Below are 21,248 nucleotides of genomic sequence, written 5' to 3'. Positions count from 1 at the left end.
GACCCGGCTTTGCATCTGCGTTGCCAGTCGAATAGCGTCACACGCCTTTGTCTCTTCCGACTCCGTTCAACTCCCTTCGCTTTACACAGCACCGCGCGCTAATCGGTGACGAAGGCGAGCGCGTTGCTTATCTATTTCTGTCGCGCCGATCTTCTTCGTTCGTCTATCAGTTGGGAGGACGCCCGCAATCAGGCGGCGCTCCATTTGGAGGCCTTCTATCGCCATTGCTATTGTCGTGAGGCGGCGGAGGAGGTGGGCGATCCGAGTCGGACGGCGGCGGCCCCGGCGGATGATCGTGGCAAGGCGGCGGTGGACGGTTGTCGCCATCAGTGCCATTGGCTTGAGCATGCGCCGCCACGGAGAAGCTGAATGCGCACACGGCGAGCGTGAGCGTGATGAATCCGGTTTTCATCTGCAATTCCTTATTCGAACGTTGCCAGTGCGACGACATTGCAGACAATACCTTTTGGGCGGCGAAATATTCGAAATCGTAAACTTCGGGAAGCTTTCCGTCGCCCAACGCAATCATCAACCATCAAAGCAGCCGCAATCCCCCATCACATTCGACAACCGCTCCCGTCATGAACGTGTTCTCCATCAGAAACTGAAGAGCGTGCGCGATATCGTCGGCATGGCCCACGCGTCCCACCGGCAGCGTTTCAGCCTGCTGGCGGAACAGGTCCGTCTTGACGCTCGCGGGAAATCGGTCCCACCACGCTGTATCGATCACGCCCGGAGAAACGGCGTTGACGCGCATCGGCGCCAGTTCGCGCGCGAGCGTGCCGATCATGCTTTCGAGCGCGCCGTTGATCGCCCCCAGCCCGGCCGTGCCGGGATTGGCGATGCGCGCGGAAATGGCGGTCACGAACGTCAGGCTGCCGTCGCGGCGGAGCGCGGGCAGAGCGGCCTGCGCCGCTTCGAGTTGCGGCCAGACCTTGGCCTCGAAGCCTCGACGTAACGCAGCCAGATCGAGTTCGCGAAACAGACCGGCGCCTTCGCCGCCGGAGAGCGTCAGCACGAGATGATCGACGCGTCCCACACGGCCGAAGAACCGGTCGAGCGCGGCGCGGTCGGTGCAGTCGAGCGCCTCGCCAACCACATTGCCCGTACCTTCGAGTCCGGCAAGCGCCTTATCCAGTTTGTCCCGGTCGCGCCCTACCGCCACGACATCGGCACCGGCCGCCGATAACCGCGCCACCGTCGCCAGCCCGAGGCCCGACGAACCACCCATCACCACGACTTTCTGCGATTGCCAATTCATCTTGTTCTCCTATCGATTAAAGAAAGAGGGCGCCGCCCGGCACGCGCTCAATTGCGTGTTGCAGCGCTCTCCATGGGAGATAGAATGAGCGTCTGACGGCTATCATTCAAATCGTTCATTCCGATGAGCAACATCATTGAAAATGATTTCAGGCATTTCGACCTGAACCTGCTGCTGACCTTCCGCGCTCTACTGGAAGAGCGCAGTGTCACGCGTGCCGCGCAACGACTCTTCCTCGGTCAGCCGGCGGTGAGCGGGGCGCTCAAAAGGCTCAGGGACGCATTCGGCGACGAACTGTTCGTGCGTACATCGCGCGGCATCGTGCCGACTTCGCGTGCGCTCGAACTGTCGCGGCAGATCGAACCATTTCTGCAATCGCTTCATCAGGTGATGACGCAATCGCCGGTATTCGACCCAGCGAGTGCGCAGCGCGTATTCCGCATCGGACTGAGCGATTCGCTGGAAGTGCTGATGACGCCGGAAATCATGGACCGCCTGACTGTGTCGGCTCCCGGCGTGAAGCTGATCGTGCGTCCAACCGACTCGACGCGCGCGGCAGCCATGCTCGACGAAGGTGAGATTGAACTCGCGGTTGGCGTATTCCCCGACGGTGCGCAGTGGCACCGGCGCCGGCGGCTGTTTCAGTGGCGCTTCGTGAGCGTCTTTAATCCGCACCTCGTCAAAACGCGGCGCAAGCGTCTGTCGATGGAAGAATTCCTGCGTCACCGGCACATACTGACTTCGTTTAGCGCAGGGCTTCACGGCTTTATCGACGAGCGGCTGGAGTTGCAAGGACTCAAGCGCGACGTGGTGTTTTCCAGCGCGAATTTCGCCACCAGTCCGTTCATCGTGCGACGCACGCCGGCGATTGCCACGGTCCCCGATTTCATCGGCCGCGTCTGGCGTGATGCGTTGGATCTGGCGATCAGTCCGCTACCGTTCGAAGTGCCCGGCTACGAGGTCTCGCTGATGTGGGCCGCGGCGCGGGACCAGGACCCGGGCCTTGCGTGGCTGACGCAGGAATTCGCGGACGCTTTTGGCGAGGGCGAAGGCGAGCGTGAGAACGGGAAAAGACAGCGACGTGCGTGATGCACGCACGAATATGACGGCAGCGTTCGCGCCACATAACGGTTGTCCGCAAAAGGAGAAGGTTCGTGTCGACTTCGTGGAAAGGGCGCTGCCTGTGCGGCGCCGTGCATTACCGCGCCGATGGTGCCGCAACGGCGCAACTCGTTTGCCATTGCCGCGACTGTCAGCGAGCTTCGGGCTCGGCGGGTTTGCCGGTTGTCGTAGTCAAAGCTTCCGGGTTCTCCTTCGCAGGCGAAACCAGGCCCTATACAAAAACCGGCGGAAGTGGAATGCCGACAACACGTCATTTCTGTGCGCATTGCGGCAGTTTGCTATTTGGAACGCCGCATCATGCACCGGAAATCGTGACGATCTACGCGGGCACACTCGACGAACCTTCGCAATTCAAGGCCGATTTCGTTCAATTCACCGCGGAGCGACATCGGCTCGACGCCCGTGAGCCGGGAGTGGCTCAATATACGGGCAGAGCGTAACCCGCCGGACTATCCGTGACCTGATCAAAGATGACGGGTTTCCGGCGCAGGATTGCCCCAGTCGTTCGCGAGCCCATTGTGATAGACAATCGGTGCCTGCAAAACTTCATTCAGATCGAGTTCATCGATGCACGCAATATTCACGTTGATATAGGGATATCCCGTGCCGTTCGGCATCTCGATGCGGTCGAATACGTGCACACCGCATTGTTTGCAAAACGGATGATGAGCGACGGGGTTTGCGCCAGAGTACTGCGTCAGTGCGTTATCGCCGGAGAGAAGGCGGAACTCTTCCGGTCGAACTTTGACCAGCCATAGTCGCAATCTGCTGCAGAAGCTGCAATTGCATTTGCCGGTGCCTTTGCTGAAATCGATCCGCGCTTCGAATGTCACAAATCGACAATGGCAACTTCCGTGATATGTCCGCAGCATAGTTTCTCCTCGATCGGATACGCGTGGCGAGGCCTTAAGTTTATCGCCCGTTTCCTTTCGCATGACATGACCGGTGCGCTGCATATCGCGCGTCGGAGTCAGATTCATTGACCAGCGGTAATTGCGTGGGCAATACTTCCCGCTACAAATAAAAATTGCGGCGACCATCGAACAGGCCACGGGCGGCGAATGACAATGTCGGGTATATACCTGCAGAAAATCAAATTCTGGCTACTTGAGTTGCCGACCGTAAAGCTCATCGCGCTGGCACTCGTTAGCACCTATGCAGCGGCACTGCCGGTGATTCTTTATTTGCTATTCGTCGCGCCGGGGCAATCCCTGAACGGTCCTCATCTGGGAAAACACGATGCTCTAAAAGTTATCGTGATGGGCTGCATTGCGGCCCCGCTCATTGAAACTGCCGTGATGCAGTGGGGTTGCCTGCGGCTATTAAAGAAACTCCGTTGCAGAACGGGCGTTGCCATTGGCATCTCAGCTTTGCTATTCGGCCTGAGCCATAACTACAGCAGCGCCTATATTTTATTGGGAGTTCTGGTAGGCGCTGTGTTGGCCACGGTCTTTGTCATCGAAGATGCACGCAACGGGCGTCCCTTTCTCGCTACCTGGGCCGTGCATCTTCTGCGTAACGGGATAACAGCGGCGATTACGTTGTTCGCGCTGTAGCCGGTCTGTAAGCGTTATCGTCGCTTACGCGACTTCTCTTTATCCGCATCCGCTTGCGCAGCGGCCTCGTCCCGCTCACGGCTCCAGTGTTCGAGCAGCGTGCGGGTCTGTGCGCGTACCGTCGACTTGAGTTGCTCGGCGTTCTCTGCGTCAATGTTTTTCCAGCCGAGCATCGACAGCGTCGAGCGATGCGCGACGTGAAACACCACCAGTTGTCCATGCAGGCTGAAAGTGCGGATCAGCGTGACCGGATCGTCGGGGGCGCGGCCGGAAATTCGCGCGACCAGCGCCGCGCTCGCATCGTTCAGCGGCTGACGGATCTTGCACGTGAGAATCTGCGTGGCGCTTTCCGGCTCATAGCCGGCCTGCTCGCGCGCGAAGAAAAGCCGCCGGCCAGGTTTGTTCGCTTTTTCGAACGCGCGGTCCGCGATCACTTCCTGAATGCCGATAAACGCGTCAATCAGCGTCGCGGTGTCGGCGTTATCGCGCAGCGCCTGTTGCGCGCGCTCGATCGCCGGTCCGACCGTCTTCATGGTTTCGTCGGCGAGTTCTTCGATGCAGGCCCGGTAAAGGCCTTCCTTGTTCTCGAAGTAATACTGCAGCGCGGGCGCGTTGACGCCGGCGCGGGTCGCGATGTCGCGCGTCGACGCGCCGTCGAACCCGTGTTCGCCAAATAACTCGACCGCCGCCTCGATGATCCGGTGCCGGGTTTCATCACCACGCGCATAGCCGCCCTCGGGCGAGCGGCGCAGCTTCTTTGCGGTGTTCATGCTTTTCTCCGCCTTTCTCTCAAAGACCCCCGAATGATTTGCATCGGGAAGGAACGGTCAGAAATATATCACTTGACACAATTTTTCCGGCTGGAATAATTGTGCCACCTGGAAATAATTGGACCGCTAGATGTCAACCACCGCAGGCTCTCCCTCCCGCCCGATTCCCGCCGACGACGCGCCCGCGTCCGGCAAGCGGCGTTCTTCCCGACGCACGGTACTGATCGTGGTCGGCGTCGTCGCGCTGATCGCAGGCGGGCTCTGGCTCGCGCGCTGGTGGACGGTGGGGCGCTTCATCGAAAGCACCGACGACGCGTATCTGCAAGCCGACAGCGTCACGGTCGCGCCAAAAGTCTCGGGTTATATCACCGACGTTTACGTCGCGGACAACCAGGTCGTTAAGCCTGGTGATCCGCTCGTGCGTCTCGACACCCGTCAGTATCAGGTCGCGCTCGACCAGGCGCACGCCACGATCGACGCGCGCAAGGCCGACATCGCGCGTGCCGAGGCGGATATCAAGCAGCAGCAGTCGAATATCGCGCAGGCTCAGGCGCAGCAGCAGGTGGCGCGGGTGAGCGCCCAGCATGCGAGCGACGAAGTGAAGCGTTACGCTCCGCTGATCGCGACCGGCGCTGAAAGCAGTGAAAAGATGGCGGAGCTGACCAGCACGCGCGATCAGGCGAACGCCACGCTCGCCGCGAACGCCGCCGCCGTCGAGGCCGCGCGCTCGCAGATCGGCTCGGCTACCGCGCAACTGGCGCAGGCTCGCGCGCAACTCGAAGCCGCGCAGGCCAGCGCGCAGCAATCGCAACTCGATCTGGACAACACCGTGGTGCGCAGCGCGCTCGGCGGCAAGGTCGGCGACCGCAGCGTGCGGGTCGGTCAGTACGTGCAACCCGGCACGCGGATGCTGACGGTCGTGCCGGTGCAAAACACCTATCTGCTGGCCAATTTCAAGGAAACGCAGGTAGGCAGCATGCGCGTCGGCCAGCCGGTGGAGATGCATGTCGACGCGTTGCCGGGTCATACGCTGCACGGCGTGGTCGACAGTTTCTCGCCGGGTACGGGCTCGCAGTTCGCGCTGCTGCCGGCCGAGAACGCAACGGGTAACTTCACGAAGATCGTGCAACGTGTGCCGGTGCGGATTCGCATCGACACGGGCGCGGAGACGCGTAGCGTGTTGCTGCCGGGGCTGTCTGTGACCGTGGATGTCGACACGCGTTCGGCTCGCGACCGCGACGCGCGTATCGACGCCGAGAATCACCGTGGCTGAGTCGAGCGCCGCGGCACCTGCCGCGCCAAACGTACCCGCCGGGCCGCACGCCGAAGAGCGGGCCAGCGTCGGCGACTGGATCGCCGTCGCGGCTGGTGCACTCGGCGCGTTGATGGCTACGCTCGACATCTCGATCACGAACTCGGCGCTGCCGCAGATCCAGGGTGAAATCGGCGCCACCGGCACCGAAGGCACGTGGATCTCGACCGGCTATCTGATGTCGGAAATCGTGATGATTCCGCTCGCGGCATGGCTCACGCGCGTGTTCGGCCTGCGCAATTTCCTGCTCACCAATTCGGCGCTGTTCATCGCGTTCTCGATGATGTGCGGCTGGTCGCACACATTGCCGATGATGATCGCCGGCCGCATCGGTCAGGGCTTTACGGGCGGCGCGCTGATTCCGACGGCGCAGACCATCATCCGTACGCGGCTGCCGATGTCGCAGTTGCCGGTCGGCATGACCATGTTCGGGCTGATCGTGTTGCTCGGGCCGCTGCTCGGGCCGGTGGTCGGCGGCTGGCTCGCGGAGAACATCAGCTGGAGTTGGTGCTTCTTCATGAACCTGCCGATCTGCCTCGCGCTGATGACGCTGCTGATCGTCGGTCTGCCGTCGGACAAGCCGCATTGGGAAGCGTTTCTGAAGGCGGACTGGCTCGGCATCGCCGGTCTCGCAATCGGCCTCAGTTCGCTGACGGTGGTGCTTGAAGAAGGGCAGCGCGAACGCTGGTTCGAATCGCCGATGATCGTCGGGCTCACATGCCTGTCGCTGTTCGGCATGTGCCTGATCGCGGCATCGCAAATGACCGCGAAGAAGCCGATCCTGCGGCTGAGCCTGATGCGCAACCCCAATTACGCGAGCGTGATCGTGATCGTGTCGGCGGTCGGCGCGGCGCTGTATGGCGTGTCGTACCTGGTGCCGCAGTTTCTCGGCGTGGTCGCGGGTTACAACGCCGAGCAGTCCGGCGCGATCATGCTGCTGTCCGGCTTGCCCGCTTTCATGATCATGCCGGTGCTGCCTAAACTGCTCGGCAAGTTCGATTTCCGCGTGCTGGTCATCACCGGGCTGGTGCTGTACGCACTCAGTTGCATGATCGACATCAGCCTGACCGCGCAGAGCGTCGGCCACGATTTCGTCTGGTCGCAACTGATACGCGGCACGGCCCAGATGCTCGCGATGATGCCGCTGAATCAGGCGTCGATGGCAGCAGTGTCGCGTGAAGATTCCGGCGATGCCGCCGGTCTCTACAACATGGCGCGCAACCTTGGCGGCTCGATTGGTCTCGCGATCATCGGCACCGTGATCGACCGGCGCACGACCTTCCATACCGCGATGATCCGCGAGTCGGTCAGCGCCAATTCGACCATCGGCCAGGAGAGCATCGCGGCCAACGCGGCGAACTGGTTCGCCCATACCGGCGACATGGCGTACTCGCAGATGCGCGCGCTCGGCCAACTCGGCGCGCAGATCCAGGTGCAGGCCACTGTGATGACCTATTCGGAAACCTTCTATCTGCTCGGTATTGCGCTGCTCGCCTGCATTCCGCTCGCGCTGCTTCTGAAAACACCGCGCAGAGGCGCGCCGCCGCCTTCGTCTGCTGGACACTAATGCCTTCTCATCTCAACATGATGTTCAACCGTCCTTCGTGTATTGCAGCGGCCGCCGTGGCGCTTCTGTCCGGCCTGACCGTTCTGTCCGGCTGCACGGTCGGCCCCAACTATCACGGTGCGCCGATGGTCGCGCGCGACGCGCACAGCAGCGCGACCTTCGTGCGCGCGCCCGCTTCCGGCACGAGCACGTCGCCCGCGCCGAAGCAGTGGTGGCTCGCGTTCGGCGATCCGCAGCTCAACGATCTGGTCGCCGCCGCGCTGGCGAACAGTCCTGATGTGCATATTGCGCAGGCGCGTCTGCGGGAATCGCGTTCGCAATTGCAGACCCAGCGTGCGAATGCGTTGCCGAAGATTTCCGGCGATGCCGCCGCCGTGCGCATGCGCGAGCCCGATCTGAGCGCGCTGAGTTCGAGCAGTTCTTCAAGTTCCTCAGGCAGCAGCGCTGCGTCGTCGGGACGAGGGCCGTTGCAGCTTTATACGGCGGGTTTCGACGCGTCGTGGGAGATCGATCTGTTCGGCGGCACGCGGCGCGCGATCGAAGCAGCGTCGGCCGATGCGGAAGCCGTCGACGCCGATCTCGCGGACACCCAGGTTTCGCTCGCGGCGGAAGTCGCGCAGACCTACATCGATCTTCGGGATCAGCAGACGCGGCTCGAACTCGCGCAGCGTCAGGCGGAAACCGAGCAGAAAATGCTGACGCTCACGCAGCAGCGCCGCGAACGCGGCACGGCGGCGGACGTCGACGTCGAACGCCTGAACACGCAGGTTCAGAACACGCGCGCCACGCTGATTCCGCTCGACGCACAAGTCACCGATTCGCTCGACCGACTCGCCGTGCTGACCGGCCGCGAGCCCGGCGCACTCGACCAGCAACTCGCGGGCACGCGGCCATTACCGGCAATGCCGGCGACGGTGGCGGTCGGCGATCCGTCGACGATGTTGCAGCAGCGCCCCGACATTCGCGCGGCGGAGCGGCGGCTTGCATCGAGCAATGCGCAGATCGGCGAACACGTTGCCGATTTTTTCCCGAAGTTGACGCTGCTCGGCGATATCAGCTTCAGCGCAAGCGATCCTGGACATCTGATCCGCAAGAACAACTTCAGTTGGGTCGGCGCGCCGTATCTGCAATGGAATGCGTTCGATTTTGGCCGCACGCTGGGTAGCGTGCACGCGGCTGAAGCGTCGCGCGACGAAGCCGAAGCGCGTTATACGAAGTCGGTGCTCAGCGCGCTTCAGGACGCGAATTCTTCGTTGTCGCGCTATGGGCATCAGCGCGAGCATGTCGTCACGTTGCAGAAGGTGGAAGCCTCCGCCACGCATTCGGCCACGTTGATGCGGCAGCGTTATTCCGCAGGCGTCTCCACGCTGATCGATCTGCTCGACACGCAGCGCGAAGAATTTACCGCGCAGCAGAATGTCGTCGCAGGGCAGGCCGAGTTGCTGAAGGACTTTGTGTCGCTACAGAAGAGCCTCGGCCTGGGCTGGCAGGCGCAGGATCCGGCACAAGCGCAAGCGCAGCCGCCACAGTCGCAACCGCAAGCTCAGCCCCAACAGCAGGGCTGACGCGATCCCTATCGACGATTCCCCGCCGCGCGTGACGCCGCGAGCGAAGCATCGCGCTTCTTCGCGGCGGTCCCGCTCAGAATGCAGTCGAGAAAATACGCGGCCGGTCGCGTCAACTGCAACCCTGGCGGCGTCAGCAGATACAGCCGCAATGGCGGCGGCGTCTCGGGCAGCGGCAACCTGACGAAAGTCCGGCCGAGTTCGGTTTCATCGAGCGAATGCTGGGTCCAGACGAACACCGAATCCGTATTCACAGTCAGGCTGTAGAACAACGCGTACGACGTGCAGCGCGTAATGCAATGCGGCGCAGCGAGACCCGCGCGCTCATACATCTCGCGAATGAACGTGGCGTGATTCTCGGTGACGTCGGTGTGAATCCACTCCGCTTCGCGCAAGGCTTCGAGCGAATCCGCGCCTGCATAGATACCGGCGGCGCGGGTCACGAAAACCGTGTCGAACGAGAACAGTTCCTTCGCGTCCCCTGAATCGGGAAGCGGTTTCGCAAACGCGGTAAAGGCGAGATCGAGCGTGCGGTTTTGCAGTTGCTCGCCAAGCTGATTGAAGCCGAGTTCGCGAAACTCCACCGTGACCTTCGGCCAGCGTTTGCGAAACTCGACGAACGCCTCGGTCAGACCCGCCGTGCCGGTGATCGGCGTCACGCCGATCACCAGGTTGCCGTCGCGCAGCCCTTTCAGATGCGCCATATCTTCTTCGGCGCGCTCCATCTCCCGTACCACCGTGCGCGCCCGGTTCAGCAGCGCGGCGCCTTCCGCCGTCGGCACCACGCCCCACTGGTTGCGCTCGAGCAACTGCACGCCGAACTCGTCCTCCAGTTCGCGGATGGCCTTGGTAATCGCCGGCTGGCTGACGTGCAGCGACACGGCCGCGCCCTTGATGCTGCCCGTCACCGACACGGCGACCAGCGCCCGTAAATGATGAATTTTCATAATGCGGGAGATATTACCACTGGTTATGCGCATCACAATTTGTGCTTTTTTATTTTCGCCGCGCGTCTCTACGCTCTGTCCTGACGGCTGATGACAGCCAGCTACGGAGTCACGAATGACGCAGGAACATGCACAGCTACTCGCGGATTTGCGCGAGTCGGAACAACAGTTCATCTCGGTCCGGCGCGATATCCACGCGCACCCCGAACTCGGTTTCGCGGAAACCCGCACGGCGGATCTCGTCGCCGGCAAGCTGCGCGAGTGGGGCTACGAGGTCACGGTGGGGATCGGCGGGACGGGGGTGGTGGGGCAGATCCGCCGCGGCACGTCGGAGCGCAAGATCGGCCTGCGTGCCGACATGGACGCACTGCCGATCCAGGAAGAAACCGGTTTGCCGTACGCGAGCACGGTCGCCAGCACGATGCACGCGTGCGGTCACGACGGCCACACGGCGATTCTGCTGGCCGCCGCGCATCACCTCGCGACGCGCGGCACGTTCGACGGCACGCTGAACGTAATTTTCCAGCCCGCCGAAGAAGGCCTGGGCGGCGCGACGCGGATGATCGAAGACGGTCTCTTCACGCGCTTTCCGTGCGACATGGTGTTCGCGCTGCATAACGCGCCCGGCTTGCCGATCGGCCATTTCGCGCTGCGCCACGGCTGCATGATGGCGTCGTCGGACACGGTGACGATCACCGTCACCGGCAAGGGCACGCACGGCGCGACGCCGCAGTTCGGGTGCGATCCGATCGTCGCCGCGTCGAACATCGTGCTGGCGCTGCAATCCATCGTGTCGCGCAACATCGAACCGACCCGCGCGGCCGTGGTGACAGTGGGCGCGTTCAATTCCGGCTCGGCGGGCAACGTGATCCCGCAAACAGCCACGCTGAAGCTGTCGGTTCGCGCGCTCGACAGCGAGACCCGCGCGATGCTCGAACAGCGGATTCGCCAGATCGCGGACATGCAGGCGCAAACCTATGGCGCGACCGCCGAGGTCGACTACAAGTCGATTTCCCGCCCGCTGATCAACGACCGCAACGCCGCCGAACTCGCCATCGCAACCATCGAAGCGTTGGCCGGACCGCAGTCGCTGACCGTGATGCCGGACGCCGTGATGGGCAGCGAGGACTTCTCGTGGATGACCGAACAGTTGCCGGGCTGCTATGTGCTGCTGGGCAACGGCGTCGGCTCGACGGGCGGCTGCATGGTCCACAACCCGTCGTACGACTTCAACGACGCCGCGCTGAGCTGGGGAGCGGCGTACTCCGTCGCGCTTGCCGAACGCTATCTGCGCGCAGGCTGATCCACTGATTTTTTAACCCAACGCAACGCCGCGAGATACCGCGCGTTTCAGAGAAGCGCGCGTTTACCGACCAACCAGAAATGAGTTCATCAATGGCCACAAGAAGCCTTCGGATTTTGAATAAGACCAACCCGCAGTCTGTGTTCTCCTGGTGTTCCACTGCTTCATCGAAGCGTCCCGGCCGCCGTGTCGCGCGGACCGCATTGCGCACGGCGGTGCTGGCCGCGGTGGGCGTGGCCGGCCAGGGCGCGTGGGCGTCGGACTCGTTCTTCAACGACTATTTCGCGGGCATTCCGTACGTCGGGGTGAATGCGTACTCGCCTGGGGTCAGCCTGTACGGTGTGGTCGACGAGGCGGTGGGCTTCACCAAAGGCGCGCAAACCGCATTCGTGCAGCAGAGCGGCGGACAGTGGACCTCGAAGTTCGGCTTCTATGGTGTCGAAGACCTCGGCGGCGGTTACCGTGCCCGCTTCAATCTCGAAAGCGGCTTTAACGCCTCGAACGGACAGCTTGGCACGACCAACACGCTGTTCAATCGCGAGGCGTGGGTGTCGATCGGCTCGCGCAGCACGGGTGAACTCAAGTTCGGCTTGCAGGACGATGTCGGCGTACCGCTGTTCGTCGATATTTTCGGACAGGTGGGCACGGTGTCCGCCGTTGCGTTTCTGACCGCGTGGACTTACGACCTCGGGCCGGGCGCAAGCTACGAACCGGCGCGTCTGCCGAACGCAATCAGCTATTCGACGCCGTGGTTCGGGCCGCTCAATGCGCAGGTCGCGGTGTCGCTGGCGAGCCAGGGCAGCACGGCGCCGACCGTGACGACCCGCGCCATCGCGCTGAATTACTACGACGGCCGCGTGTTCGGCACGCTCAGCTATCTCGGCAACTACGGCCTCAATGCGCTGACGACTTCGTCGTACGTGCGTACCGACAACTTCGCGGCGGGCGCGGTGTACGACACCGGGCACTACGTGCTGTCGGCGGGGTACAGCTTTCTCGCGCCGCGCCTGGCCGGTGACCGCGTGGCTTCGCTCTATACCCTGGGTGGCCTGTACCGCTATCAGCGCAACGATTTTCGCGCGGAACTCGCGTATCGCACGGTGGCCGGTTTCAGCGATCGTTCGTACGGCATAACGCTCGGCTACGACTACAACCTGTCGCAGCGCACGGCGCTCTATGTGCGCGGCTCGATGATCACCAACACCGGTTCGACGCCGCCTTATGGCAAGTATCCGGGTGAACAGCCGACTGTCGACTACGTCAGCACCAGCTACACCGGGGCCAACGGCGCACTTGAGAACTACCAGTCGCCGCGCGTCGTGCTGGTCGGCATGTACCACAAGTTTTAAAGTACGCCGCGCATCCGGCGTCGTCCCTGCATGAGGAGATAAGGCATGAAAGCAATAAAGATAGCGGGCGCAGTGCTGCTGATGGCGGCCTGCATCAACGGATATGCGCAAGGCGCGAGCGCGGCCGAAGCGGATTCCGCTTCGGCTTCTGCTACCGCCAGCGCGGCAAGCGGTGCTGTGTCGAACAAACAACTGGCGGCGTCGGTGCGCAGTGCGCTGCGCAGCGAACGTCGCCACGGCCTGAAGTCCAGCTATATTCGCGTGCGCGCCAACGGGGGCGTGGTCACGTTGACTGGCGTAGTGGCCGACAACAGTCAGATCGGTCTTGCGACCAGCGTCGCGCAGCGCGTGCCGGGCGTCAGTTCCGTCGTCAACAAGCTGAAGCTGCGTGTGGTGGCGGGTGTGAAAGGCTCGGAATAAGCACTGCTCGATGCCGCAGGTCCGCGAGCGATTAACTGCCGGGTTCACCGTGCAGTTGAACAGCGTTAGCGGACCTGCGGCGCGCTTCGTTAGCCGCTAACGGGCGCGTTTTTTTACTTCATCTCTGGGCGTGTCTCGGCATGAACGCAACAAACCAATCCGACACCGTGGCTCAGGTGGCGCACGTAGCGCCGTCGAACCGCGCAATCCGCTCGACGATCGTCGCCGCCGCGCTCGGCAACGGCCTCGAATTCTTCGACTTCACGGTCTACAGCTTCTTCGCCGCGCTGATCGGCAAGCTGTTCTTTCCGGTCGATAGCGAACTCGGCTCGCTGATGCTGTCACTGGCGACGTTCGGCGTCGGCTTTGTCGTGCGTCCGCTCGGCGGGATCGTGATCGGCGCGTATGCCGATCGCGCGGGCCGCAAACCGGCACTCGTGCTGACCGTGCTGATGATGGCGCTCGGCACCGGCGTGATCGGCTTCGCGCCGACGTTCGCGAGCATCGGGTACGCGGCGCCGGTGTTGATCGTCTGCGGACGTCTTTTGCAGGGCTTTTCGGCGGGCGGTGAAGTGGGTGCAGCGACCACGCTGCTGATGGAGTCCGCGAGCAAGGGCCAGCGCAGTTCGCTGGTTAGCTGGCAGATGGCGAGCCAGGGCGGCGCGCTGCTGGTGGGTGCGCTGGTGGCGGTGACGCTATCGAAGAGTCTCCCGCACGAAGCCTTGCTGTCATGGGGATGGCGCGTGCCGTTCCTGATCGGCTTGCTGATCGGGCCAATCGGCTTTTATCTGCGCCGTCATCTCGACGATACGTTGCCCGTCGCACACGAAACCTCGACGCCGAAACCGAGGGCGCGTCTGCCGTTCCGGCAGATTGTCGCGGGCACGATGCTGGTGATTGGCGGCACGTCGTCGATGTACACCATCGCATTCTTTCTGCCGTCGTTCCTGACGTTGACGCTCGGGATGCCGTCGGCCGTGGCGTCGCTCGCCGGCTGCATGGCGGGTGTCGTGCTGCTGATCGGCTCGCCGCTCGCCGGCCGTATCGCGGATCGCGTGCCGAGCCGCAAGAAGCTGCTTTACGCGGTGTCGATCGTGTCGCTGGTGTTGCTGTTGCCGGCGTTTCACGTGATCCGCGCGTGGCCTTCCATCGGCACCGTGCTGGCAGTCGTTTTCGTGCTGATCGGGCTGATGACGCTGTCGGGTCCGGCCGGCTTCGTGATGATCCTGGAGTCGTTGCGTCCCGAAGTGCGGGCGACGTCGCTCGGCATCATCTATGCGCTCGGCGTGACCGTATTCGGCGGCTTCGCGCAGTTGATCGTCAGTTACCTGTGGCGGATCAGCGGCAGCTTCTATGCGCCCGCGTGGTACGTGCTGGGCTGCGGCGTGGTGAGCCTGGTCGGGCTGACGATGTTCGGCGAGGGAGAGAAGTAAGGGCCGTTCGCGGCGCCTGAATATCAAGTGGCCGGATCAACCTGGTTGTCTGGAAAGCAACCAGAGCTTGATCCGGCCTTAACGGTCAACGCAATCCAACCAACTTACGCGTTGACCTGAAAATCCTCTGCATCGACGTCGTAACCCGACGGCTCCCAGCGAATCGCCAGCAACGCGATCAAACCGCACAGCGGCGCGAACGCGATGATCCAGAAAACGCGCGTGTTCAACGCGGCGGCCAGCACCGGAAACAGGAACAGCGACGCCGCCGAACTCGCGCGCATCAGCGTCTGATTGAAGCCCACGCCGACGCCGCGCAGCGAAGTCGGATAGCTCAACGACGCGAAAGTCATCGTGTGCGATCCCGGCCCGACGCCCTGGCCTAGCAGGAACGTCGCGAGCAGCGCAACGGCGGCGACCACCTCGGGCGTCGACGACGGACGTCCCACGATCGCGAGACCCAGCAGCGCGATCAACTGAAGCGTGTAGCCGAACACGGTCAATTTCCACGCGCCGACCGTCGGCACGATCCGCACTGCAATCAGACCGCCGACGAACGCGAAGCCGAGATTCAGCACGAGCGACGCGAGAATCGTGGTCAGCATCGACTGGGCGAGAAAGCTCGAAATGATGACGGGCAAGCCGAACGCGACTGCGTTGTAAGCGAATGCCGATGCAATGCCGGTCACCGTCGCCAGAACCGTCCGCTTCAGATAAACGCCGCGCAGCAACGCGCCGTAGTTGCGCCACGAGCCTGCGCGAACCGGCGCGCGACCGGCGGCTGCTGCGTCTCGCGAGACCTCCGCGTCGATTCCGTACGAGCGTTTCAGGATACGCGCCGCGCCCTCCAGATCGCCCTGATTGGCGGCCCAAACCGGCGATTCACTGATATACCGGCTACGAACCGCGATGATCACGAGTGCAGGCACCGCGCCGAAACCGAGAATCAGACGCCACAGCAAACCTGAATGGCTGGCGGGCAGCGTCGAATAGAAACCCAGCACGAGCAGATACGAAATGCTGATCGCGGCGTACCAGACAGGGCACCACGTCGCGATACGGGAGGCCTTGTTGCCGCGTCCCGAGAGCCGCGAGAACTCCGCGAGAAACGCCATCGCGACCGGCAGGTCGATACCCACGCCGAGACCCATCACGAAGCGCGCGCCGCCGAGCACCCACGCGTTCGGCGCAAAAGCGCACGCCAGCGCCGCGACCACGAAGAAGAACATGTCGGCCATGAAGACGCGATAGCGGCCGATCTTGTCAGTGAGGAAGCCGCCGAAGAACGCGCCGAAGATCGCCCCGAACGTGATCGCCGATGCCACCAGCCCTGTGCCGGCAGGTGTCAGCGAGAATTCGCGGGCCACGTCCTTCAGGCCGAAGGCAAGCGCGCCGAGATCGTACGCATCGAGAAAAACGCCGCCGAGCGCGATCGCGACGACGATGCGAGCGTTGCTTCCGGCCGCCGCGCCTCGATTGACGAGGTCCGACACGTCGGACGCGGAACGGATCACAGGCTTTGCGGGCCCGGTAGGAGAAACAGCGGGCGAGGAGGGCGCAAAGGTGGTTGACATGCGGAGGCGACCGGCAAAAGGCGCAATCCTAACCTTACGGGAGTGCTCGCACAAATCCACATTGGTTATTTGCTAATGGGTGTTGCTGGCGGGAAACGCGTGCGTTTTCGTCAGACGTATAGGCGGAATGGGTGTTTGTCCTGCGTTTCGGGCGTCCTTGGGCGCGCAGGCAGTCTCGCGTCCCATCTCACTAACATGCGCCCCGCGCATGAATTGATTTTCTTAATGAATTTGCGCGGATCGCGAGATTACGTTCGAATGTCAGGTTTTGCGCGCCGGATGTGGCCCCGCAAGCATCGTGGCTGTCGATTCCACGCCGCCCATCGATTTAAAAAAGAGTGAAAAGGAAAACATGAAAACCCTGCTTGCAACCCTGACGATGGCGCTGCTCGCCGCGTCGTCCGGCAGCGCGATGGCGAAAGACTGGTCGACCGTGAAGTTCGGTGTCGACCCGAGCTATCCGCCGTTCGAATCGAAAGCCCCCGACGGCAAGCTCGTCGGCTTCGATATCGATCTGGGCAACGAAATCTGCCGTCGATTGAACGCGAAATGCGTGTGGGTCGAGAATTCGTTCGACGGCATGATTCCGGCGCTCAAGGGCCGCAAGTTCGACGGCGTGCTGTCCACCATGTCGATGACGCCCGCGCGCCAGGCGCAGATCGCGTTCTCGGCCAAGGTGTTCCGCATCCCGACGCGCCTCGTCGCGAAGAAAGGCTCGTCGATCCTGCCGACGCCGGAGTCGCTGAAGGGCAAGCGGATTGGCGTCGAGCAGGGCTCGATTCAGGAAACGTACGCGAAGGCGAATTGGGAGCCGCTTGGCGCGACGATCGTGTCGTACCAGGATCAGGATCTGGTGTACTCGGATCTGATCGCGGGCCGGATCGATGCGTCATTGCAAAACGCGGTGCAGGCCGACGTCGGCTTTTTGCGCACGCCGCGCGGCAAGGATTTCGCGTTCGCCGGCAATCCGCTGTACGACGCAAAAACGCTGGGCAGCGGCACTGCAATCGGTTTGCGCAAGGAAGACGTCGATCTGAAGGCGAAGATCGACAAGGCTATCGCCGACACGCGCGCCGACGGCACCTACGACAAAATTGCGAAGAAGTATTTCGACTTCGACGTGTACGGGCAGTGATGATCCACCGGCCCGTGCTGTAAGCAACGGGCCGGGGCGCAATGGACATCGGTAATATGGTGGTTCGTTCGCGCCTGATTTTCTGGTTAGCGGTCAGGTGCGTCGTTCAAATACCACCGGGATTGCAGATGAAAAACACTCTCAGGGCCGTGATGTTGTGTGCGTTGTCGTTCTCCGCAATGTCTCCGCTTCTTGCATCGGCGCAAACCGGTGGCTGTGACGCCAAGCGAGCGTCGCTGGAGAAGGAGATTGCATACGCCCGCGCGCATGGCAATGCGAAGCGTGTCGACGGTCTGGAGACGGCGCTTGGCCAGGTGAACGCGCACTGTACGGACGCGTCGCTGCGTCGCGATAGCGAACGCAAGATCGCGTCGGCGCAGAAGCGGCTGGACGAGCGCGAGAAGGATCTGCAAGAGGCGAAAGCGCAGGGCAAGAGCGCGAAGAAAATCGCCGACCGTCAACGCAAGGTGGATGAAGCGCACGCCGATCTGGAGCGCGCGTTAATCGAGAGTCACAACTGATTGAGTGCGAGTGGGCGGCCGGTTCCGCCCGCCGCTTATTTCGCGGGCTTCCGCCGTGATTTCACTTTGGACGTGTTGAGTTCGATCGCGGCGCGGATCAGCGCCTTGAATGCTGTCGCGTCGACTTCTTCGCCTTCGTGAATGTCGATCGCGCGCCGCGTGTTGCCGTCGAGGCTGGCGTTGAAAAGCCCGCTCGGGTCATCCAGCGATGCGCCTTTCGCAAAGGTCAGTTTCACCGCGCTCTTATACGACTCGCCCGTGCAGATGATTCCATCGTGCGACCACACAGGTGTGCCCATCCACTTCCATTCCTCTACGACGTCGGCGTCTTCCTCGTTGATGAGCTTGCGCATCCTGCTCAACGTTTTTCCGCGCCAGTCGCCGAGGTCGGCGATTCTTTGATCGATCAGTTCGGATGCCGGACGATCGTCAGTTGAAGCCGCTTTGCTCATGTCATCTCCTCGATGGTGAGAGGCTGATTTACGCGTCCGGCAGACTGGATTTGCGGCCACGCTTGCGCGGTTTCGGCTCGACACCGATACGCGGGTCGCGTGCCAGTACGAGCGCGGTTATCTGTTCAGCGACGGTCTCGAAGGCGGGATTCTCCTGCGAGACATATAGCCATTTGCCGAGCACAGGATGCGGCTGCAATGCAGGCATTCCTGCAATGAGCGCAGCATGACGGTCCTGCGACGTACAGATTAAAAGGCCGTTCCACGGCTCGCCGCGATCGGCGGCGACCAGGCACAACAGCCCGTCGATATAAGCGGCATCGCAGCCGAACATCCGCTTGCTGATGTAGGTCGGATCGCGCTCGAATGCGTCGAAAATCCAGACGAGCGAGTTGCGGACGGTGGCGGGCATCGAAGGAAAATCCGTGTCGGCTGTGGCGAAGTGTGACCGGCGTCGATTCGCGCTGGCAGGGCAGCGGCTGCGCGTGCGAGGGAGAGCATCGTCTCCGGTCATCGCGGAGATAGTAATTTCATTTTCCTACTCGATGCAATCTCTTCGCATGGGCCGGCATGCAATCCGGGAACACAGCGCGAAAAACCCGGCTGACGGCACAACACGATTCACGTCGAACTCAGCCGTGCTCGCTACGCCTTCGAGTTTTTCCCGCTTCCCACGATTTTCGCCGCCACCGGAAGCGTCACGCGCACCGTCAACCCGCCACCGGGCCGGTTGCTCAGCGCGATATCGCCCGCATGAGTTCGAATGACGGCCAACGCGGAGGTCAAACCGAGTCCCATGCCGCCTGTGGAACGGTTTCGGGATTGCTCAACCCGGAAGAACGGGCTGAAGACTTTTTCGAGCGAATCAGCGGGAATGCCGGGTCCCCGGTCGCTGACCGTGAGCGCCACCCCGGTCGGCGTGGGCGTCAATTCCAGATCGGCGCTTCCACCCCATTTCACCGCGTTGTCGATCAGGTTCATGCAGGCTCGCCGCAACGAGAAGGGCCGTCCGCTGATCGCGAGGCGATCGGGACCGGTGTAGCGGACCGCTGCGCCCTGGTCGCTGTAGTCGTCGGCGATAGTGCGCAGAAGTCCGGCGAAGTCGAACACGGTCGACTCCTCGTCCTTGTAGTCGTCGCGAAAGAACGACAGCGCGGAGTCCGCCATGGCCTGCAGATCGTCGACGTCGCGGAACAGGCGAAGCCGCTGCTCTTCATCTTCGATGAACTCTCCGCGCAGGCGGATCTTGGTCAACGGTGTTCGCAGATCGTGCGAAATAGCGGCCAGCATCAGCGTGCGGTCGTCGACGAATTTACGGAGTTGCGCCTGCAGCGCATTGAATGCGTTGATCGCTGCACGCAACTCCTTCGGACCCGCTTCCCGGACAGGCCCGGCTCGCGGATCGCCGCCTATCTGACGAAGTTCTTCCGCGAATTGCCTGAGCGGTCTTGCCAGAAAATAAGTGGCAAGCATCGACGCCGCAAGGATCAATGACGCCACCGACGCCAGTGTCGTTGCAATCCTCGCGGGGAGCAGATTCCCCCACGGCCGGCGATTGGCGATAAACATCACCCAGCTATCGTCGCGGAGTTGCACGGCCATGAAGTAGGCATCGGGATGGGCAACCCGATCGAAGTCGATCGTCCTGGACAGCGGGTCGCTGGAAGTAAAGATCATTGAGCGGCGCTCGTGTCCGTTGTCCCGGAACCAGCCCATCGTTTCCGGAGACGGCGCATGCAGCCTGGCCGCTTCCAGCCGCTTCGCTATCGATGATCCGGCTGGATACAAGACCACCTTGTCCGCAACCGTGATGGTGTCCGCCAACTGCTGGCGGTTACCGGACGGCGCGACCTCGATCATCCTGATAGCGTCGTCGGCTCTCTCCAGCCGCGCGCGCTCGGCGGCCGACGGACCTGCAAAGCGGTCGAACAGTGCGCTGAAAACGAGCACGCTCAGGATCGCGGCGCCAACGGTGAGCGCTATTCGCCACGCGATCGTGTCGGGCACGCGTAAGCGGATGTTCATCCGCGACGAACCAGTCGGGTGAACATATAGCCACCGCCCCGAACCGTGCGAATGACCGATTCGACATCGCTGTTCGTGTCGAGCTTGCGACGCAGGCGCGCAACCTGGACATCGATACTTCGATCGTAGACTTCATAGGTCGAGCCACGCGCCATGTCGAGCAACTGGTCGCGCGTCAACACCCGTTGCGGATGTTCTGCAAATACGAGCAGAAGATCGAACTCGTTACTCGACAGTATCGTCAGTGTGTTGTCTTCCGATCGGAGTTCACGCTTGGCAATGTCGAGCCGCCAGCCGGCAAACGTGAGGACGGGCCGTGTCGGCGAATTGCTCACCACGGTGTCGTTTTGCGCGGTTCGTCGCAACACCGCCTTCACTCGCGCCAGAAGTTCTCTCGCGTCGAACGGCTTGACCAGATAGTCGTCGGCGCCGATCTCGAGTCCCACCACCCGGTCGACGTGATCGGCGACCGCGGTAAGCATGATGACGGGTATTTTCGATGTCGCGCGCAACTGGCGGCAGAGACTGAAGCCGTCCTCGCCCGGCAGCATGACATCGAGGATGACGAGATCGATCCGTTGATGTTCGAGTGTGGCGAACAGCGTCTCTCCGTTCGTCGCCACGCTGACCTCATGGCCGTGTTTGCGGAAAAAACCGGTAAGCAAGGACCTGATGTCCTCTTCGTCATCGACAACGAGAATGTGCGGCATATAAGTCATTTCCGAATGCTAGCCTGGACGGCGCCCTGCGTGATGTCAGCCGTCCATCGCGAATAGTGCAACTCCGACACATTATTTCAGCGCCGAAACAAACGGCACATCATACCGTCGATTCTCCTGCGTAATCTGAGGTCCTCGACCGGCCATTCGCCAGCGGAAAGCTCATTGGCATCCCCTTCATGAGTCGAACCGTCCACCTCCGAATCATGGACGTGAC

The 21,248-nt window shown here is 62.3% G+C and carries 21 protein-coding genes; 12 read left to right on the top strand and 9 right to left on the bottom strand.

Translation table 11 applies throughout. The features are described from left to right. Window positions 1-535: 535 nt before the first annotated feature. Window positions 536-1,261 (bottom strand): SDR family oxidoreductase, encoded by a 726-nt coding sequence (locus BLS41_RS32255; RefSeq protein WP_074771738.1) that lies wholly within the window; start codon window positions 1,259-1,261, stop codon window positions 536-538. Between the two features lie 123 nt (window positions 1,262-1,384). Here BLS41_RS32255 and BLS41_RS32250 point away from each other — a divergent pair, with 123 nt between their 5' ends. Both BLS41_RS32250 and BLS41_RS32245 read left to right on the top strand, forming a co-directional pair. Next, window positions 1,385-2,350 carry a LysR family transcriptional regulator gene (locus tag BLS41_RS32250; RefSeq protein ID WP_074771737.1) on the top strand — a complete coding sequence of 322 codons (966 nt, stop codon included), beginning with the start codon at window positions 1,385-1,387 and terminating at the stop codon, window positions 2,348-2,350. 65 nt (window positions 2,351-2,415) lie between these two features. Beyond that, window positions 2,416-2,823 (top strand): GFA family protein, encoded by a 408-nt coding sequence (locus tag BLS41_RS32245; protein WP_074771736.1) that lies wholly within the window; start codon window positions 2,416-2,418, stop codon window positions 2,821-2,823. 24 nt (window positions 2,824-2,847) lie between these two features. Here BLS41_RS32245 and BLS41_RS32240 read toward each other — a convergent pair whose 3' ends face one another. Then, the gene (locus BLS41_RS32240; protein ID WP_253189859.1) at window positions 2,848-3,363 is read right to left on the bottom strand and encodes a GFA family protein; all 516 of its coding nucleotides are present in this window, start codon (window positions 3,361-3,363) and stop codon (window positions 2,848-2,850) included. 87 nt (window positions 3,364-3,450) lie between these two features. Between BLS41_RS32240 and BLS41_RS32235 the strand changes: the two genes are divergently transcribed. After that, on the top strand, window positions 3,451-3,939 hold the full coding sequence (locus BLS41_RS32235) for a CPBP family glutamic-type intramembrane protease (RefSeq protein WP_074771734.1): 489 nt from the start codon (window positions 3,451-3,453) through the stop codon (window positions 3,937-3,939). Window positions 3,940-3,953: 14 nt separating this feature from the next. On the opposite strand, the gene BLS41_RS32230 is transcribed toward BLS41_RS32235, so the two are convergent. Continuing rightward, a complete protein-coding gene (locus BLS41_RS32230) occupies window positions 3,954-4,709 on the bottom strand; it encodes a CerR family C-terminal domain-containing protein (RefSeq protein ID WP_074771733.1) in 756 nt (251 codons plus the stop codon). Between the two features lie 130 nt (window positions 4,710-4,839). Here BLS41_RS32230 and BLS41_RS32225 point away from each other — a divergent pair, with 130 nt between their 5' ends. The 3 genes from BLS41_RS32225 to BLS41_RS32215 are packed head-to-tail and all read left to right on the top strand — an operon-like array spanning window position 4,840 to window position 9,153. Next, window positions 4,840-5,982, top strand: a complete 1,143-nt coding sequence (locus tag BLS41_RS32225; RefSeq protein WP_074771732.1) for an HlyD family secretion protein — start codon at window positions 4,840-4,842, stop codon at window positions 5,980-5,982. Continuing rightward, window positions 5,975-7,588, top strand: a complete 1,614-nt coding sequence (locus tag BLS41_RS32220) for an MDR family MFS transporter (protein ID WP_074771731.1) — start codon at window positions 5,975-5,977, stop codon at window positions 7,586-7,588. The genes BLS41_RS32225 and BLS41_RS32220 overlap by 8 nt, the downstream gene beginning before the upstream one ends. After that, window positions 7,588-9,153: an efflux transporter outer membrane subunit gene (locus BLS41_RS32215; RefSeq protein WP_253189857.1), complete on the top strand. Its 1,566-nt coding sequence runs from the start codon at window positions 7,588-7,590 to the stop codon at window positions 9,151-9,153. The genes BLS41_RS32220 and BLS41_RS32215 overlap by 1 nt, the downstream gene beginning before the upstream one ends. Window positions 9,154-9,161: 8 nt before the next feature. Here the strand turns inward: BLS41_RS32215 and BLS41_RS32210 are convergent, their stop codons facing one another. After that, window positions 9,162-10,100, bottom strand: coding sequence for a LysR family transcriptional regulator (locus tag BLS41_RS32210; protein ID WP_074771730.1), 939 nt, complete (start codon window positions 10,098-10,100; stop codon window positions 9,162-9,164). A 115-nt stretch (window positions 10,101-10,215) separates the two neighbouring features. Between BLS41_RS32210 and BLS41_RS32205 the strand changes: the two genes are divergently transcribed. From BLS41_RS32205 to BLS41_RS32190, 4 genes are all read left to right on the top strand, one after another. Then, a complete protein-coding gene (locus BLS41_RS32205) occupies window positions 10,216-11,403 on the top strand; it encodes a M20 aminoacylase family protein (RefSeq protein WP_074771729.1) in 1,188 nt (395 codons plus the stop codon). 116 nt (window positions 11,404-11,519) lie between these two features. After that, window positions 11,520-12,752, top strand: coding sequence for a porin (locus BLS41_RS32200; protein WP_171910363.1), 1,233 nt, complete (start codon window positions 11,520-11,522; stop codon window positions 12,750-12,752). 45 nt (window positions 12,753-12,797) lie between these two features. After that, window positions 12,798-13,172: a BON domain-containing protein gene (locus tag BLS41_RS32195; RefSeq protein WP_074771727.1), complete on the top strand. Its 375-nt coding sequence runs from the start codon at window positions 12,798-12,800 to the stop codon at window positions 13,170-13,172. 140 nt (window positions 13,173-13,312) lie between these two features. After that, complete coding sequence (locus BLS41_RS32190) at window positions 13,313-14,605, top strand: MFS transporter (protein WP_074771726.1); 1,293 nt, start codon at window positions 13,313-13,315, stop codon at window positions 14,603-14,605. 104 nt (window positions 14,606-14,709) lie between these two features. Here the strand turns inward: BLS41_RS32190 and BLS41_RS32185 are convergent, their stop codons facing one another. Beyond that, window positions 14,710-16,179, bottom strand: a complete 1,470-nt coding sequence (locus tag BLS41_RS32185) for an MFS transporter (protein ID WP_074771725.1) — start codon at window positions 16,177-16,179, stop codon at window positions 14,710-14,712. A gap of 352 nt (window positions 16,180-16,531) precedes the next feature. Between BLS41_RS32185 and BLS41_RS32180 the strand changes: the two genes are divergently transcribed. Then, on the top strand, window positions 16,532-17,314 hold the full coding sequence (locus BLS41_RS32180; RefSeq protein ID WP_074771724.1) for an ABC transporter substrate-binding protein: 783 nt from the start codon (window positions 16,532-16,534) through the stop codon (window positions 17,312-17,314). A 128-nt stretch (window positions 17,315-17,442) separates the two neighbouring features. Beyond that, window positions 17,443-17,835 carry a DUF1090 domain-containing protein gene (locus tag BLS41_RS32175; RefSeq protein WP_074771723.1) on the top strand — a complete coding sequence of 131 codons (393 nt, stop codon included), beginning with the start codon at window positions 17,443-17,445 and terminating at the stop codon, window positions 17,833-17,835. 35 nt (window positions 17,836-17,870) lie between these two features. Here BLS41_RS32175 and BLS41_RS32170 read toward each other — a convergent pair whose 3' ends face one another. The 4 genes from BLS41_RS32170 to BLS41_RS32155 form a co-directional block, all read right to left on the bottom strand. Beyond that, window positions 17,871-18,287 carry a DUF1801 domain-containing protein gene (locus tag BLS41_RS32170; protein WP_074771722.1) on the bottom strand — a complete coding sequence of 139 codons (417 nt, stop codon included), beginning with the start codon at window positions 18,285-18,287 and terminating at the stop codon, window positions 17,871-17,873. A gap of 28 nt (window positions 18,288-18,315) precedes the next feature. Further along, window positions 18,316-18,699, bottom strand: coding sequence for a hypothetical protein (locus BLS41_RS32165; RefSeq protein ID WP_074771721.1), 384 nt, complete (start codon window positions 18,697-18,699; stop codon window positions 18,316-18,318). Between the two features lie 233 nt (window positions 18,700-18,932). Further along, window positions 18,933-20,312 (bottom strand): ATP-binding protein, encoded by a 1,380-nt coding sequence (locus tag BLS41_RS32160; protein ID WP_074771720.1) that lies wholly within the window; start codon window positions 20,310-20,312, stop codon window positions 18,933-18,935. Then, window positions 20,309-21,031, bottom strand: coding sequence for a response regulator (locus BLS41_RS32155; protein WP_074771719.1), 723 nt, complete (start codon window positions 21,029-21,031; stop codon window positions 20,309-20,311). The genes BLS41_RS32160 and BLS41_RS32155 overlap by 4 nt, the downstream gene beginning before the upstream one ends. Window positions 21,032-21,248: the final 217 nt, after the last annotated feature.

The sequence above is a fragment of the Paraburkholderia fungorum genome (assembly GCF_900099835.1).
Taxonomy (GTDB): Bacteria; Pseudomonadota; Gammaproteobacteria; order Burkholderiales; family Burkholderiaceae; genus Paraburkholderia; species Paraburkholderia fungorum_A.
The sequence above is the reverse complement of the archived record's forward strand: the minus strand, read 5'-3'. Positions and strand labels throughout refer to the sequence as shown.

What these genes read in the sequence shown, in the direction of transcription:
- BLS41_RS32155 (WP_074771719.1), bottom strand. Translation starts at nt 21,031, where the DNA reads ATGACTTATATGCCGCACATTCTCGTTGTCGATGACGAAGAGGACATC.
- BLS41_RS32160 (WP_074771720.1), bottom strand. Translation starts at nt 20,312, where the DNA reads ATGAACATCCGCTTACGCGTGCCCGACACGATCGCGTGGCGAATAGCG.
- BLS41_RS32255 (WP_074771738.1), bottom strand. Translation starts at nt 1,261, where the DNA reads ATGAATTGGCAATCGCAGAAAGTCGTGGTGATGGGTGGTTCGTCGGGC.
- BLS41_RS32215 (WP_253189857.1), top strand. Translation starts at nt 7,588, where the DNA reads ATGCCTTCTCATCTCAACATGATGTTCAACCGTCCTTCGTGTATTGCA.
- BLS41_RS32235 (WP_074771734.1), top strand. Translation starts at nt 3,451, where the DNA reads ATGTCGGGTATATACCTGCAGAAAATCAAATTCTGGCTACTTGAGTTG.
- BLS41_RS32175 (WP_074771723.1), top strand. Translation starts at nt 17,443, where the DNA reads ATGAAAAACACTCTCAGGGCCGTGATGTTGTGTGCGTTGTCGTTCTCC.
- BLS41_RS32165 (WP_074771721.1), bottom strand. Translation starts at nt 18,699, where the DNA reads ATGCCCGCCACCGTCCGCAACTCGCTCGTCTGGATTTTCGACGCATTC.
- BLS41_RS32240 (WP_253189859.1), bottom strand. Translation starts at nt 3,363, where the DNA reads ATGAATCTGACTCCGACGCGCGATATGCAGCGCACCGGTCATGTCATG.
- BLS41_RS32250 (WP_074771737.1), top strand. Translation starts at nt 1,385, where the DNA reads ATGAGCAACATCATTGAAAATGATTTCAGGCATTTCGACCTGAACCTG.
- BLS41_RS32180 (WP_074771724.1), top strand. Translation starts at nt 16,532, where the DNA reads ATGAAAACCCTGCTTGCAACCCTGACGATGGCGCTGCTCGCCGCGTCG.
- BLS41_RS32170 (WP_074771722.1), bottom strand. Translation starts at nt 18,287, where the DNA reads ATGAGCAAAGCGGCTTCAACTGACGATCGTCCGGCATCCGAACTGATC.
- BLS41_RS32190 (WP_074771726.1), top strand. Translation starts at nt 13,313, where the DNA reads ATGAACGCAACAAACCAATCCGACACCGTGGCTCAGGTGGCGCACGTA.
- BLS41_RS32225 (WP_074771732.1), top strand. Translation starts at nt 4,840, where the DNA reads ATGTCAACCACCGCAGGCTCTCCCTCCCGCCCGATTCCCGCCGACGAC.
- BLS41_RS32185 (WP_074771725.1), bottom strand. Translation starts at nt 16,179, where the DNA reads ATGTCAACCACCTTTGCGCCCTCCTCGCCCGCTGTTTCTCCTACCGGG.
- BLS41_RS32210 (WP_074771730.1), bottom strand. Translation starts at nt 10,100, where the DNA reads ATGAAAATTCATCATTTACGGGCGCTGGTCGCCGTGTCGGTGACGGGC.
- BLS41_RS32230 (WP_074771733.1), bottom strand. Translation starts at nt 4,709, where the DNA reads ATGAACACCGCAAAGAAGCTGCGCCGCTCGCCCGAGGGCGGCTATGCG.
- BLS41_RS32205 (WP_074771729.1), top strand. Translation starts at nt 10,216, where the DNA reads ATGACGCAGGAACATGCACAGCTACTCGCGGATTTGCGCGAGTCGGAA.
- BLS41_RS32195 (WP_074771727.1), top strand. Translation starts at nt 12,798, where the DNA reads ATGAAAGCAATAAAGATAGCGGGCGCAGTGCTGCTGATGGCGGCCTGC.